Genomic DNA, 14,389 nt, shown 5'->3' with positions numbered 1-14,389 from the left:
GTGTACGTCTCGATGCCGTGGTCGGCCAACGTCCGCCATGCCTCGGCGGCCCGCCCGGCGGCGTACCGGCGCAGCTCGGCGGCGTTCACCGGCGTCCCCTCGGCGCGGCGGCCTTGATCAGTCGGGCGTACCTCACCTGCTCGCAGGGGTAGTCCGCGCCACAGCCGCAGACCCGGCGGGTCACCACGCGCGGGGGATGGGCGAACAGGATGTCGTCGGCGTCCTCGACGTCCTGGTCGGAGACGAGCAGGCCGAGGTCGCCGCCGGACTCCGAGGGCAGGTCGGCGTCCGACGCGTGGCTGTCGTACGGACGGCGGTTGTCGTGCGCTCGCTGGCTGTCCTGTGCTCGCTGGTCGCCCTGTGCTCGCTCGTTGTCGTGTGGTCGCTGGTTGTCGTGCTGTCGTCGGCTGGGGTGGTGGTCGGGTCGGTCGTTCATCGGGGTACCTCCAGGTCGGTCTCCTCGGGCGAGGGCTGGTGGGTGTTGAGCCGGATCCGGTGAGTCTCGGCGGGGTCTGGTGGCTGGAGCGCGCCGTCGGGGGCGACGGTCAGCTGCACGGTGCTGGTCCAGTTGCTTGAGCGACTGGCGCTCAAGATCAGATTGCGATTTGCGTACTCCCCTCGGCGTGTCGTGTACAAAATCGCAATCTGATCTTGGTGAGGGTGGTGCACAAGTAGTCGGGGCGTGTGGGCAGGTGGTGGCACGCCCGGTCGGGTCGGGGGGATGACCCGACCGGGCGCTCTGTGCGGGTGCGGAACCGACCAGCTCCGGGTTTGCAGACCTGGGAGCCGATCGATGGGAGCTTTACACATCTAGTCACGCAAGGCAAGCACGACAACACGTTACTTGTCACGAGTAGTGGCACGTGATCGAATGGCGGGGCAGACCTGGGAGTACACACATGCCCGTCAAGCCCAAGTGGCAACAACTCGCGGACCAGATCCGTGGGCAGATCGAATCAGGAGAGCTTGCGCCAGGGGACCAGTTGCCCTCCACCATGCAGCTCAAGACTGAGCACGGCGTCTCGACGACCGTCGTGCGGCAAGCCATTCTCGTCTTGCAGACGCAGGGATGGGTGCAGGGTGTCCACGGGCTTGGGGTGTTTGTCGCCGAGCGGGAGTGACCGGGATGCCCCACACCCCGTGCCCTGCCACGCCGACGCCCCACGGCGACGCCCCATGTCGACGCCGACGCCAAGATCGTGCTACTTCCTGGTTGTAGTGGCATCCCCGCGGGCGTTACGAGGCCACTACATCGTGGATCGAGCACGATCTTGGCCGCAGGTGGCGGCCTAACCGAGCGGGGTTAGCCGAGCGGGGGTAGCCCAGCGGGGTTAGCCGGGCGGGGGCGGCCAGTGGGGCCTTTGCGTGGGCCGGGCATTGGCGGTGGTCACCCGTACCGCGTGGGGGTGGTCCCGGTGGGGGGTGGCTGCGTTCGGTGTTCACCTCGTAGGCTCTCTGTGGTCATCGTCGGTGCGGCGGCGTGACTGTGGTGTGTCGACAGGCCAGGGGGGAGCGTGTGTGAGCGCGGCGGAGATGCTCGCGAAGCTGGCGGCGGCCTCGCAGAAGCTGGACGAGGCGCGGGCGAAGACGGCAGCGGCCGCACAGGACGCCGCCGAGGCGCGTTCCCTGGTCGCCGGGGCGTTGCAGGGCGTCGCCGCCGGCCCGCTGATCGGCGTGATCGACAGCTACCGGCAGGCGCTCGCCCAGGCCACGCAGGGCGGTCAGCCGGCCTACCAGCAGCTCCAGGAGACGATCTCCAAGGTACGCGCGTTGGGAAACTGATCTCTGGTGGTAGTAGCCACAGCCCACCAGCGTGGTCAGCATCCCGGTCTGGTCGGGGAATGCCTGGTCGTACTAGCAACAATCGCTCGTTCAAATGCCGTGTAGCGGTCCGAGTGCTCGCAGCGCTGCCACGAGGTCGGGCGGCACGGTGAAGTGAGTCGCCTGGACGCCGTGGTCGTAGCCCGTCTGGAGCGGATACTCCACTTCCTCGGGAAGGCGGCCCTGCTCGATGAGCGAGGCCGTGATGCGGTTCGTGGGGCGGGTCAGTCCGCGCAGCGTACGAGCGGGTGGGAACTCGGCGATGTCGTACACCTGAGCCCGCTCCAACCGACCCTGATGGAGCGCCGCCATACGGATCAGGTTGGCGTGCAGCGGGTAGGAGTCGTCGAGCACGGTCATCAGCTCTTCCGCTGACCGCGCCGACCAGCCTCGGAGCCCGCGTGGCAGCCGCTCGGCCTGGTTGTCGGCCGCGATCCGCACCTCGGGACGTTCCCGTTGCCGGGGCCGTGCCGGGAGGCTACGGCGCAGGAACGAGGTGTCGGCTGCATCCGTCCCCGCGTCGCCCTCGACCTGCTCCTCGTCGGGGGGAGGCCAGGCAGGCGCTTGGACCGGCTCATACCGCAACCGGATCAGCCGGTCCTCCAGAAACAGGCTGATCGTCGGCAATAGGAGTTGCCTCGACTCGGCCGCACGCCGACGGTCCTGCCCAGGTACGGACAACAACCAGGCCTCGAGCGCGCCGGGGAGACCGAATGACAGCCGGAAGGCGTCAGGGTCTGCCACAGGGGTGATGGTCCAATCCCCGCTTACCCCTTCCCGCCCGAAACGAATGTCCACATCGATGTTCGGGCCGTGCGTTGCGATGAAAGCCTCGAAGTCCTCCATGCTGTCGGGGTGCATGGCCAGAATGAACGGCGCTGCGGGGAAGCCCAGGATGAGACCTTCACCGGTTGCCGAATCCTGCAGTTCGGCGGTCATCCGGGCCGCCCAGGATGCCAGGATGTTCCCGGGCAGGCCGCCGTCCGTACCCTGATAGGGCGCCTCGGCCGCAGGCACCTCGGCGCCCGCGCTGCTGAACGCACTCCGGAGTGCCAGTCGTACCTGCCGGACTGGGAAAGTCGTGAGATCCGCGCTTACCGCTTCGGCGAGGATCAGCCTCGCGGCCCGTTCCACCGAGGTGATGAGGGGCGAGAACGCCGGCCCGGACAGGTCGACGAGCGAGATCTGCTGCGCGAGCGCGTAGCTCTGCGCCTCCTTTTTGAAACCAGCGGCTGAGAACAGCGCGTAGCGGTACTGGTACCGGCGTAACGGATGCCGGTAGGACCTCGACAGTTCGGTCGAATAATGCTGGTTCACGTCATCGATGACGCCGTGGGCGTTCCGCACCTCCGTCAGGCCGACCTTCGACTTGCGGTTCTTCGCCTCGACGAACAATCGAACAGGCAGAGAGAACGGTGTCGGCATCAGCAGATCGCCCAACACGTCAGCCTGGTGGTCAGCACCCCGGCCGCGAACAAGCAGGCCGTGCCCTGCTTGCCGCAGGGCTTGCTCGTCGGCATCCGAGTCCTGCAGGAGCCGGTATCCGTTCGAGCTGAGCAGGAAGGCGATCGCCTCCTCGAGAAGATATCCGGCGAGGGCATCGGCAGAGACCAGGGCCATGCTGTGATCGTCGCATGTGGACGACAGGACGCAGCAACTGGCAATGGACGCCGGGTGAGGCGCAGGGCGTCCACGGCTCGGAGTGCTCGTCGCCAAGCGGTAGTGACACGGCTGCTCCGTTGTGATGGAGTGATCACCGCTCGTGTCGGTGGTACGGGGCTGGAGGCCGCAAGTTGATGGGGATGGCGGAGTTGGGTGGGCGTGACGGTGGCGATCTGGACGGGTTCCACGTCGGGTGGGTGCCGGACGGGGCCGGGGAACTGGTGTCGGACTTCGCCTCCGAGTGGGAGGACGTCAGCTTCGCCAGCCGGGTCTGGGAACGTGCGGTGGAGGACGGCTACCGGGTCGACCTGCGGGTGCACGTGTTGCGGGGGGAACGGCTGACCACGCTGTTGCAGGTGCGCGATTTCCTGGCCGGGTACCACGAGCGGGATTCCGCTGAGTGGCCGCTTGCCGAGTTCGGGCGCGGTGACGGCGTCGGGTTGACCGGCGGGGGCGAGGCGTTCTGGCTGGTCCGACCGGGGCTCGCGGTCGACGTGCTGGTGGATGTCGACCGGTTCGATGCGGAGGCGTCGATCGAGGTCGCCAGCTCCATCAGGGAGCTACCCCACGGCTGACCCCGGGCGGGGATGATTCCTGGGGGAGGGTTATGCCTGTCAGGCATATTCATGACGCTGTGGCATAAGGCCTTCCCCGCATAGTCTGTCCCGGCGTCGCCCCGCGTCCCGACGCCGCCCGTGTCCCGGCGTCGCCCGTGCCCCGACGTTGTCGGGTTTCCGATAACGCACCAGGTTCCGAAAATGTACACCCGTTCATATTCTGACGTGTTCACCGTCGGCTATGGACGTGGAGAGTCGTGGATCATCGAGAGGTACGCCGCCTGGCGGAGCAGTCTGCCAACTTCGGGTTCTTGGCGGACCATCCGCTGCTGGTCTGGTACGGCGCCGGGGCGGAACTGCTCGTCTACGTCGACGCGCAGTCGGCGATGTTCAAGGCCCGCGCGTTCGGTGACGTCCTCGCCCGGGACCTGGTACGGCGTACCCAGGTCACCCCGGCCAAGGACACCTTCTTTCACCAGGTGCAGGCGTTGCACACCTCGGGTGCCGTCACCGCGAAGGTCTACGCCGCCTTCGACCGCCTGCGGGACACCGGCAACCGGGCGGTCCACGACCACCTCGGCGAGGTCCGTGAGGCACTGGCGCTGCTACGGACCTGTTTCGAGCTGGGCGTCTGGTACCACCGGGCGTTGACCGACGACCGTTCCCCGCGTGGCTTCGTGCCCCCGACCCCGCCTCCGGCGCAGGTCCCGGTGTCGATTGCCGAGGGGCTGCGCGCCGAGATCGAACGGTACAAGCAGGAGCTTGCCCAGACGAAGCTGTTGCTGGACGGGCAACCGTCGCTGGCGCTGGCCCAGGCCGCCGCGACGGATGCCGCCGAGCAGGCGGTGCGGGACGCCGACGCCCGACGCCCGCAGGCCGCCGCGTTGGTCGCCAGTCTCGAACCGGCCGCCGAGGCGGCGCAGCAGGCATTCGACAGTGCGCAGCCGGTGACGGTGTCCGCCGCCAAGCGGGAGGATTTCATCGCCCGCGCCCGCCGCGCCTCCCAGGAGCCGCTGAACGAGGCGCAGACCCGGGTCGAGATCGACCGTCAGCTCACCGCCGCCGGTTGGCAGGTCCAGGACGAGAACCAGCTCAACCTGTACGCGGGCGTCGGTGTCGCGGTGCGCGAGGTGACCCTGGCGACGGGCCGCGCCGACTATCTGCTCTATGTCAACCAGCGGCTGGTCGGGGTGATCGAGGCCAAGCGGGAGGGCACCGCCCCGCGTGGGGTGGAGGCGCAGCTCGACCGCTACCTCAACGGGTTGACCGCCGAGCAGCGGCTCAGCGCGTGGCGGCGGGAGGCGGCACTGCCGTTCGGATACGTCGCCACCGGCACGGAGACCGCTTTCGTCAACCAGCTCGACCCGTTTCCGCGTACCCGGGAGGTGTTCGCGTTCCATCGGCCGGAGACGCTCGCCCGGTGGATGCGGGAGGCGGACGACGAGCCGGAGGCCCCGACGCTGCGTGCCCGGCTGCGCCGGATGCCGGCGCTGGACCGGCTGGGTCTGCGCCCGGCGCAGATCGACGCGGTCGACGGCCTGGAACGCTCGCTGGCCGACGCCCGACCCCGGGCGTTGATCCAGATGGCGACCGGGGCGGGCAAGACCTTCACCGCGGTCACCAGCAGCTACCGGCTGCTCAAGCACGCCCGTGCCCGCCGCATCCTGTTCCTGGTCGACCGGAACAACCTCGGCAAGCAGACCCTGCGCGAGTACGCCGGCTACCAGACCCCCGACGACGGGCGGAAGTTCACCGAGCTGTACACGGTGGACCGGCTCTCCGGGGTCGGCCTGCTGGACTCGTCGAACGTGGTGATCTCCACGATCCAGCGCCTCCACGGGGCGCTGCGCGGCGTCGAACTACCCGACGTCGACCTGGACGACCGGGCGTACGACAGCTACGACCTGGACTCCCCGGCCGAGGTGGGTTACAACCCGCAGTTGCCGCCGGAGACGTTCGACCTGATCGTGGTGGACGAGTGTCACCGCTCGATCTATGGCAAGTGGCGTGCCGTGATCGAGTATTTCGACGCCTTCGTGGTGGGGCTGACCGCGACGCCGGTGAAGCAGACCCTCGGCTTCTTCCAGCAGAACCTGGTGTCCGAATACACCTACGAGCAGGCGGTCGCCGATGGGGTGAACGTCAACTTCGACGTCTACCGGATCAAGACCGAGATCACCGAGGGCGGGCAGAAGATCGAGGCCGGCACGGTCGTGCCGCTGCGCGACCGCCGCACCCGCGCCGAGCGCTACCAGGAGCTGGAGGACGACTTCACGTACGCGGGCCGCCAGGTCGGCCGGTCGGTGATCTCCAAGGGGCAGCTGAGGCTGGTGCTGGAGACCTTCCGCGAGCGGCTGTTCACCGAGATCTTCCCCGGCCGTTCCACGGTGCCCAAGACGCTGATCTTCGCGTGTGACGACAACCACGCCGAGGAGATCGTCGCCATGGTCCGGGAGGTGTTCGGGCGCGGCAACGAGTTCGCCAGGAAGATCACCTATTCCTCCCGGCGGGACGGCGACAACCCCGACACCCTCATCCAGGCGTTCCGCAACAGCCCCGAGATGCGGGTCGCGGTCACCGTCGACATGATCGCCACCGGCACCGACGTACGCCCGCTGGAGTGTGTGTTCTTCCTCCGGCCGGTGCGCAGCGCCACCTACTTCGAGCAGATGAAGGGGCGTGGGGCACGCACCATCGACCCGGCCGACTTCCAGTCCGTCACCCCGGACGCCCAGGTGAAGGACCGGTTCGTCATCGTCGACGCGGTAGGCGTCACCGAGGCCGACCTGGACGAGGCGGTGCCGCTGCAACGGCACACCGAACAGCAGATCTCGCTGCGTGACCTGCTGCGCAAGGCCGGCACCCTCACCGCCGACGCCAACGAGGTGGCCACCCTGGCGTCCCGGTTGTCCCGCCTCGACCGGCAACTCACCGACGACGAACGCGCCGAGTTGGCGGAGCTGGGCGGGCAGCCGCTCACCGGCATCGTCCGGGGCCTGGTCGACGCCGTCGCCCCCGAACAGCTCAACCCGGCGACCCAGGCCGGGCCGGACGCCGTCCGTGACCTGCTGGCCGGGGCGCTGCGCCCGCTGGCTGCGAACCCGCAGCTCCGCGACCGCATCCTGGAGATCCGCCGCGCCCACGACATCACCATCGACGAGGTCAACGTCGACAAGCTGGTGTCGGCCGCCGGGGTGCCCGCCGCCGAACGCGCCCAGGTGACCGTGCGGAGCTGGCACGACTACCTGGAACAGCACCGCGACGAGATCACCGCGTTGCAGGTGTTCTACGAGGGCAAGGGCCGGGTCAGCTACGAACAGCTCAAGGAGCTCGCGGCCCGGATCGCCCGGCCCCCGCAGGCGTGGACCCCGGAGTCGCTGTGGCAGGCGTACGTGCTGCTCGGCCGCACCGCCGAGCAGTCCGGGTCGCGCGGGGTGACCGACCTGGTCGCCCTGATCCGCTACGAACTGGGCCACGACCAGGAATTGCGTCCATTTCGTACGGCCACAGAGGAGCGTTTCCGTGGGTGGCTGCTGCGGCAACAGCAGGCGGGCGCTACCTTCACTGCCGATCAGGTGTGGTGGCTGGAGAGGATCAAGGACGTGATAGCGGTCAGCGTGGAGATCACCCCCGACGACCTGGAAGGGGCACCCTTCACCGAACGCGGCGGCATCGACGGGTACGCGGGTGCCTTCGGCAACCGTGCCGAACCCCTCCTCACCGAACTCAACCAGGAGCTAACCGCGTGACCGACCTGCCACCCGGTTGGACCGAAGTAACTCTTGGAGAAATCGCCGAATCCGTCAAGAATGGCATCTTCGTCTCTCGCCCAGGGCTTGAGCCGAACGGGGTCCCGATTCTCCGTATCAGCTCTGTGCGGCCAGGGGTGCTAAATCTGGGCGATATTCGTTACAGCACCCGAGATATGCACGAGCTAAGAGACTCGGATGCGCTGCTCCTGCCTGGCGACCTACTCTTTACCCGTTACAACGGAAACATCGACTTCGTCGGCGCGTGCGCTAGGGTTCCTGAGGGGACTGGCGACCTCACCTATCCCGACAAGCTTATCCGGGTCAGAGTGAATCCAGCTTTCGCCGACTCCCGCTATGTTCAGTATGCCTTTGAGGCTCCACGGGTGCGGTCGCTTGTGCGTGCTGTTGCGCGCACGACCGCCGGACAAGCGGGTATTTCGGGGGCGAATTTGAAGTCAATTACCTTGCCGATTCCGCCGCTTGCTGAGCAGCGCCGCATCGTAGCTGTTATTGAAGAACAGGTTGTTCGTTGTGATGCTGCATCTGAACAGGTTCGTCGTGCCGCCGCGCGGGCTGTTCGTCTTCGTGAGGCGGGGCGGGAGTATGCGCGGCTCAATGCGCAAGGCGGCGAACTTGTAAGGCTCGGAGACATTCTGGCCGTTCCGCTGCGGAACGGACACTCTGCTCCGGCTGCTGCAGGTGGGGCGGTTCGGACGCTGACCCTGACTGCGATCACGAGATCAGAATTCGTAGACGATTTCACGAAGATGACTGCAGTCGACCCTCTGCGGGTCGGCGACCTGTGGCTTAAGTCAGGTGACATTCTGATCCAACGGTCCAATACGCCGGAGTTGGTCGGAACGGCGGCTATCTACGAAGGGCCTGATGACTGGGCTATTTTTCCGGACCTCGTCATTCGGGTTCGAGTGAACGAAACCGCGCTGCCAGCCTTCGTGGCCCTCATGCTTCAAACACCGGCAGCCCGGAACTATTTCCGCTCGCGTGCTAAGGGTCTGGCTGGTTCGATGCCGAAGATAGATCAGCAGGTTGTCCAGGATTTCTCTTTCCGGCTGCCGAGTCGAGATCGGCAGGCTGAAATCGTAAATCGCTTTCGTGAATTCTTGGCGATAGTTGATCGTGTATCAGACGCATGCCAAAGGTCGATCGTCAAGGCGAGATTACTTCGCTCCTCGTTGCTCATGGAGGCGTTTGCCGGGCGGCTTGTGGCGCAGGACCCCAATGACGAGTCGGCTGCCGAACTGCTCGCCCGGATCAGGGCCGAGCGGGCGGCCACCATCCCGAAGCAGCGGACGCGCTCCCGGCGTACCCCCAGGGAGTTGGCGGCACCGCCGACCAGGGTGACCGGCGACGACTACCAGCAGGAGACCTTGCCACTGTGAGCACTGTGGATTCGCGCCGTCTGGTGCAGAAGCTCTGGAACTACTGTGACGTGCTGCGCGACGACGGCGTGTCGACCATCGATTATGTGGAGCAGTTGACCTATTTGCTGTTCCTCAAGATGGCCGACGAGCGGGCCAACCGGACGTTCCGGCCGGAGCAGATCGTCCCCGACGAGCTGAGCTGGCAGACCCTGCTGGACGCCGAGGGCGACGACCTGGAGGTGCAATACCGGCACATCCTCACCGGGCTGGCCCGGGAGGGTGGCACCCTCGGCACCATCTTCCGCAAGGCGCAGAACAAGATCCAGGACCCGGCGAAGCTCAAGCGGCTGATCGTCGACCTGATCGACAAGCAGGAATGGTCGGGCACCGGGGTCGACGTCAAGGGCGACGCCTACGAGGAGTTGCTGGCCAAGGGCGCGGAGGACGCGAAATCCGGCGCGGGGCAATACTTCACCCCGCGTGCGTTGACCGCCGCGATGGTCGACTGCATGCTGCCCACCCCCGACGACACGATCACCGACCCGGCCTGCGGCACGGGCGGGTTCCTGCTCGCCGCCTACGACCACATCCAGCGTCACCACGGCAGCACCCTCACCCCCGACCAGCGGCGACGGCTCGCCCACGGCGCGATCACCGGCACCGAGCTGGTCGACGGCACCGCCCGGCTGGCCGCGATGAACATGCTGCTGCACGGCATCGGCACCCCCAACGGCCCGTCGCTGATCGCCGTGCGCGACGCCCTCGGCCGGGAGCCTGACCAGCGGGTCAGCCTGGTGCTCGCCAACCCGCCGTTCGGGCGCAGCTCGTCGATCCGGATGGTGGGGGAGGACGGCCGTTCCTCCCGCGAGGAACGCGAGATCGAACGCGCCGACTTCTGGGCCACCACCGCCAACAAGCAACTCAACTTCGTCCAGCACATCGCCGCGCTGTTGGAGATCGACGGCCGGGCGGCCGTCGTCCTGCCCGACAACGTGCTGTTCGAAGGCGGCGCGGGGGAGACCATCCGCCGCCGGCTGCTCAAGCAGTACGACCTGCACACCATGCTGCGCCTGCCCACCGGCATCTTCTACGCCGGTGGCGTCAAGGCCAACGTGCTGTTCTTCGAGCGCAAGCGCGCCCGCGAACAACCCTGGACCCAAAACCTCTGGGTGTACGACTTCCGCACCAACCAGCACTTTACGCTCAAGCAGAACCCGCTGCGCCGGGAACACCTCCAGGATTTCGTCGACTGCTACCTGCCCGGCAAGGACCGCTCCGAGCGGGTGCCGACCGAGCGCTTCCGCGCGTTCTCCTATGACGAGCTGATCGCGCGCGACAAGGTGAACCTGGACATCACCTGGCTCAAGGACGCCTCCCTGGAGGACGCCGACGCGCTGCTGCCACCCGAGGTGATCGCCCAGGAGATCGTCGAGGACCTCCAGGCGGCCCTGCGCGAGTTCGCCGCCATCGCCGAAGCCCTCGGCGCGACAGGCTCCCGGGTCGAAGCCGACTGACCGAGGCTACCTGCGCATGTATACCATCCGCTATACTGTGCTGGTGGTGGCAGAGTGGGACATCTACCTCGTCGATGAGGTGCGCGACTGGATCGACAGCCTCGATCCAGCTACCCACGCTCGCGCTCGACGAGTCGACCAACTACGACCAGCACTACAACTTCAGGGTCGTGCAGGCCATCGACCTTCTTGCTGCAGTCGGCCCGGGGCTTGGGCGGCCACTGGTCGACACGATCCACGGCTCGACGATTGCGAACCTCAAGGAGTTGCGACCCGGCAGCGTGCGAATCCTGTTCGCCTTCGATCCTTGGCGCTCAAGCGTCCTCCTGGTCGCGGGCGACAAGGCCGGACAATGGCACCAGTGGTACGTCGAAGCGATTCCGCTGGCCGAGCACCGCTACGAGATCTACCTGAAGGAACGTGCCGAGGAGAGAGGTAACCGGCCGTGAGCAGCAACTACGTGCGATGGAACGACATCCGTGCCGAGCATGTGGAACGGGCCGGGGGTGAAGGAGCTGTCGAGGCCGGCAAGCGGGAGTTGCTCGCCGAGGTGGTCGGGCACCGCCTCGCCGAGGTACGTCGTGCCCGCAGCCTGACTCAACAGCAGGTTGCCGACCGCATGGGTGTCACCAAGGGGCGCGTGTCCCAGATCGAGCAGGGCAAGATCTCCGGACAGGACGTCCTCGCCCGCTATGCCGCTGCACTCGGCGGACGCCTCCATCAGGCGATCTACTTTGACGACGGGGACATTGCCGCCATCGCATAGCCCGTACCGCTCGGCAGGTCCGACCGGCTTCCGCTACATCGTTTCGTGTCAGCCACGATCGAACGTGTGCTGTGGTGCGCCGGTTACTCCGGGGTGGCGTCCTCGGTGGGGCGCCCTGCTGGAAAAGCCCGGGCGTTCCGGTGGCCCTCCCGGTAGGGTCGCCAGCGCGTACCGTACCGGCCGGTCAGTGGCGTGTTGCCCGGTGGCCTGTCCGTCTTCCTTCCGGGCGCACCAGCTCGCCGCCCATCCGATGTCGTCGTGCTCAGCAGAGCCGGAGGTCCCCACCATGGCCGGTAAGACCTATCAGGTCATCGTGCGCGGCAAGTTCGCGCCGCTCGGCGACGTGCAGCGTGCCGCGCTGCTCGCGAGAGCCGATGAGCATGAGGTGTTCCGGGCGAAGTTCACCGAAGAGGGCACGGTGACCTATGAGCGGTCCCTGCTCGCGTTCACCTTCCGCTGCCTGATCCCGGCCACCGAGGAGGACGGGGAGGCGGTCGTGATCGGGCGGGCGGAAACGCTTGCCGCAGCAGCCGTCGCGGCACTCGGTGTCGACCACCGTGACCTCCGGTCGGTGGCGACCGACCTCGACGACATCAAGATCCGCCACCGGGCACGCGGGTAGCCGGTCGGACCCGGTCATCGGCATGCACATGCGTGGGGCTGCCCGGCTGGCCGCCGCTTCCGCAGCGCTCCCGGTGGTGACGCGTAAACGCCGGGCGGGCCGATCCCGGGAATCCCAGGATCGGCCCGCCGCAGTGGTCGTGACCTGATCAGTCGCCGCTCAGGAGGTGACGCCCCGGACGTTGGTCTTCGCATAGATCCAGTCAGCGACGAGCGCGGTCGGCACCGCCTTCGTGTAGGCCTGCTCGTCCCCGGTGGAGACGACACCTCGGATCAGACTTCCGTCCCAGACCCCCGCGCCGGAATCGCCCTTTGCGGTTACTCCGTTGATCCTCTTGATCTGGAAGACGTCGGCAACGGAGGACTCGACCTTCATCGAGCAGACCTTCAGTGACGGGCTGGGGCCGGTGCCGGTCCGGCTTTCGCGGCCCCAGCCGCGCACGGCCACGTTCACGCCGGCTTTGATGATCCCAGGGCCGGCACTGTATTTGACGATGTTCTGTGTCTGCTTGACCGGCCCGGCAAGGTGCAGGATGGCGATGTCGTAGCCCTTCTCCGCCGCCGCGTAACCGTCGACAGCGATCTGCTGACCCTGTTTCGGGGCTCGGTTCCCGGTCCAGATGCGCATGCTGGTAATCGGACTGACCAGGCAGTGTTCTGCGGTCAGCACGTATCTTTCGCCGATCAGGGAACCCGTGCACTGGAACGACGCGCCGTTGTTGATCCAGATGTTCACCTGGCCCGTCAGGTTGCCACTGGTGGTGCCGTCGATGATTGCGCTCGCCGGTTGCCCGACCATGACGGCAAGCAGCGTGGTTGTCAGCGTCACGGCCACGGCGGCAAGGCGCCTGCCTGCGAAGAAGGTGGATCTGGGCAGCATTGTGCTCCTCGGGCAGGCTTTGCGTGGGCCATGGACGCGGTTGGCGTGGCCGGCAGAAGGGAGCGTAGGGGAGGCCAATCCGGCAAACAAGATCAGCTATGTGCCGGCCCCAAGATTTAACAATCCGGGGGTACGCCGTTCCGGGTCGGCGGTACGGGACATGCCTGGGGGAACGAAGGGCGACCACCTGCCACGTGCGATGGAAGACATCCGCGCCGAGCACGTCGAACGGGCCGGCGGGGAACAGGGGAGTCGGAGCCGGCAAACAGGAGCTGCGCAACGCCCAGCTCCGACACCGTCCTGCCGAGACGGGCCACCCCGCGACGCGCCGTTCCGCCGTACGCGCGCTGTTCGTCTCGTCGCTGGCGAAGGCCGGCCCTCGGTCTTCTTCGTGGAGAGTTCTTGTCGCCAGGGCGACAAGAACTCTCCACAATCACTGTTGACCTCCGACGGCGGGGACGTTGCCGTGGGCGTCCGACCCACTCCCGCCAAGATCCGACTGTGTCGCGTACGTCGTGAGTGCCGGCGACGAACGGTCGTGCGCCGAGGTGCGGCCGGTCACTCCGGGGTGTCGTCCTCGGTGGGGCGCGGCGGCCGGTGCTTCGTGATCCACTCTTCGACGTCCTCGGCCAGCCACACCTTCATGCCGCGTAGCTCCTGGTAGGGCCGCGGGAAGGTGGGATGCCGGGTGAGCTGCTGGAACCGCTGCCGCGAGACACCCATCCGCTGGGCGATCTCGTACGGACCCATCAGCAGCACCGGGTCACGACTCATGTGGCTGACGGTAGCGAGTCGCCTACTTTGCGATCGGCTATTGCCATCTGACTAAACCTCCACCAGGGACCGTGTCGGTATGTCACGACGAGTGTCCTACCACGAGTATCTGCTCGCCACGGCGATGACGTTGGCGCGGCGGCACCGGCCGGCGTGGTCGTGGCGGCGGTGGCGGTTCGTCTGCCGGTGCGGCAACGAACTGCCCTGCCGTTACCGGCACCGCATCCCGATCAACCAGCGGCACTGGCCGGGCCAGGAGGGGCCGCGATGATCGCGCTGCGGGCCGGGGTGCTGGTGCAGGTGACGCGGAAGGCGAGCCCGCAGTTCGTCAGGCCGATCCTGTTCCGCCTGATCCGGGTCCGCACCGAGTGGATCACGTACGACGGTTGGGCCTGGCTCGACGGCTACCAGATCGACGCCAAGGGTGACGCGGTGGCCCGCCGCTCGATCTACGTCCAGCCGGCCGAACTCCAGCTCCCGAGCCCGGCTCGGAGCCGCCCCGCGCCGGTCCCCACCTCCAGGACCGTTCCTCCGTCGCGACCCGCGCCGCCCGGTGTCCGGAGGAGTCGACCACGGCATCCTAATCGAGATACGTCGATTGACAGAAGTTTGTCCGATCGAGACACTGGTTGAAACATAACCGTGCGTGCGCGGCGTCGT

15 protein-coding genes and 1 pseudogene are annotated in these 14,389 nt (G+C 67.1%); 11 read left to right on the top strand and 5 right to left on the bottom strand.

The window, feature by feature from the left end:
- Positions 1–85: 85 nt before the first annotated feature.
- Together J7462_RS10565 and J7462_RS10560 are read right to left on the bottom strand one after the other, a co-directional pair.
- Positions 86–436 carry a hypothetical protein gene (locus tag J7462_RS10565; protein WP_219463852.1) on the bottom strand — a complete coding sequence of 117 codons (351 nt, stop codon included), beginning with the start codon at positions 434–436 and terminating at the stop codon, positions 86–88.
- Positions 433–591, bottom strand: coding sequence for a hypothetical protein (locus J7462_RS10560; RefSeq protein ID WP_219463851.1), 159 nt, complete (start codon positions 589–591; stop codon positions 433–435). Before J7462_RS10560 ends, J7462_RS10565 begins: the two co-directional genes overlap by 4 nt.
- Positions 592–899: 308 nt before the next feature.
- On the opposite strand from J7462_RS10560, the gene J7462_RS10555 reads away from it, so the two are divergent.
- Together J7462_RS10555 and J7462_RS10550 are read left to right on the top strand one after the other, a co-directional pair.
- Positions 900–1,121: a winged helix-turn-helix domain-containing protein gene (locus J7462_RS10555; protein ID WP_208570915.1), complete on the top strand. Its 222-nt coding sequence runs from the start codon at positions 900–902 to the stop codon at positions 1,119–1,121.
- A 397-nt stretch (positions 1,122–1,518) separates the two neighbouring features.
- The gene (locus J7462_RS10550; protein ID WP_219463849.1) at positions 1,519–1,782 is read left to right on the top strand and encodes a DUF6244 family protein; all 264 of its coding nucleotides are present in this window, start codon (positions 1,519–1,521) and stop codon (positions 1,780–1,782) included.
- Positions 1,783–1,872: 90 nt separating this feature from the next.
- Here J7462_RS10550 and J7462_RS10545 read toward each other — a convergent pair whose 3' ends face one another.
- Positions 1,873–3,441 carry a restriction endonuclease gene (locus tag J7462_RS10545; RefSeq protein WP_219463848.1) on the bottom strand — a complete coding sequence of 523 codons (1,569 nt, stop codon included), beginning with the start codon at positions 3,439–3,441 and terminating at the stop codon, positions 1,873–1,875.
- 182 nt (positions 3,442–3,623) lie between these two features.
- Here J7462_RS10545 and J7462_RS10540 point away from each other — a divergent pair, with 182 nt between their 5' ends.
- The 7 genes and pseudogenes from J7462_RS10540 (at position 3,624) to J7462_RS10510 (ending at position 12,076) form a co-directional block, all read left to right on the top strand.
- Positions 3,624–4,058, top strand: coding sequence for a hypothetical protein (locus tag J7462_RS10540; protein WP_219463846.1), 435 nt, complete (start codon positions 3,624–3,626; stop codon positions 4,056–4,058).
- A gap of 239 nt (positions 4,059–4,297) precedes the next feature.
- Entirely contained in the window at positions 4,298–7,789 is a 3,492-nt protein-coding gene (locus tag J7462_RS33250; protein ID WP_308290854.1) for a DEAD/DEAH box helicase family protein, read from the top strand.
- The gene (locus J7462_RS10530) at positions 7,786–9,192 is read left to right on the top strand and encodes a restriction endonuclease subunit S (protein WP_219463844.1); all 1,407 of its coding nucleotides are present in this window, start codon (positions 7,786–7,788) and stop codon (positions 9,190–9,192) included. The genes J7462_RS33250 and J7462_RS10530 overlap by 4 nt, the downstream gene beginning before the upstream one ends.
- A 5-nt stretch (positions 9,193–9,197) precedes the next feature.
- Positions 9,198–10,688: a class I SAM-dependent DNA methyltransferase gene (locus J7462_RS10525; RefSeq protein ID WP_219463842.1), complete on the top strand. Its 1,491-nt coding sequence runs from the start codon at positions 9,198–9,200 to the stop codon at positions 10,686–10,688.
- A 16-nt stretch (positions 10,689–10,704) separates the two neighbouring features.
- Positions 10,705–11,137 (top strand): annotated as a pseudogene (locus tag J7462_RS10520) (type II toxin-antitoxin system RelE/ParE family toxin).
- Positions 11,134–11,454, top strand: a complete 321-nt coding sequence (locus tag J7462_RS10515) for a helix-turn-helix domain-containing protein (protein ID WP_219463838.1) — start codon at positions 11,134–11,136, stop codon at positions 11,452–11,454. The pseudogene J7462_RS10520 and the gene J7462_RS10515 overlap by 4 nt, the downstream one beginning before the upstream one ends.
- A 286-nt stretch (positions 11,455–11,740) precedes the next feature.
- Positions 11,741–12,076, top strand: a complete 336-nt coding sequence (locus tag J7462_RS10510; protein ID WP_219463836.1) for a DUF6204 family protein — start codon at positions 11,741–11,743, stop codon at positions 12,074–12,076.
- 159 nt (positions 12,077–12,235) lie between these two features.
- Here the strand turns inward: J7462_RS10510 and J7462_RS10505 are convergent, their stop codons facing one another.
- Together J7462_RS10505 and J7462_RS10500 are read right to left on the bottom strand one after the other, a co-directional pair.
- Positions 12,236–12,955 (bottom strand): trypsin-like serine protease, encoded by a 720-nt coding sequence (locus tag J7462_RS10505; RefSeq protein ID WP_219463834.1) that lies wholly within the window; start codon positions 12,953–12,955, stop codon positions 12,236–12,238.
- A 558-nt stretch (positions 12,956–13,513) separates the two neighbouring features.
- The gene (locus J7462_RS10500; protein WP_219463832.1) at positions 13,514–13,729 is read right to left on the bottom strand and encodes an AlpA family transcriptional regulator; all 216 of its coding nucleotides are present in this window, start codon (positions 13,727–13,729) and stop codon (positions 13,514–13,516) included.
- 79 nt (positions 13,730–13,808) lie between these two features.
- On the opposite strand from J7462_RS10500, the gene J7462_RS10495 reads away from it, so the two are divergent.
- Both J7462_RS10495 and J7462_RS10490 read left to right on the top strand, forming a co-directional pair.
- Positions 13,809–14,000: a hypothetical protein gene (locus J7462_RS10495; RefSeq protein ID WP_219463829.1), complete on the top strand. Its 192-nt coding sequence runs from the start codon at positions 13,809–13,811 to the stop codon at positions 13,998–14,000.
- Positions 13,997–14,362, top strand: a complete 366-nt coding sequence (locus J7462_RS10490) for a hypothetical protein (protein ID WP_255597668.1) — start codon at positions 13,997–13,999, stop codon at positions 14,360–14,362. The genes J7462_RS10495 and J7462_RS10490 overlap by 4 nt, the downstream gene beginning before the upstream one ends.
- Positions 14,363–14,389 lie beyond the last annotated feature (27 nt).

Source organism: Micromonospora sp. RL09-050-HVF-A (assembly GCF_019374995.1).
Lineage (GTDB): Bacteria > Actinomycetota > Actinomycetes > Mycobacteriales > Micromonosporaceae > Micromonospora > Micromonospora antibiotica.
This window is presented reverse-complemented; position numbering and strand designations above follow the sequence as displayed.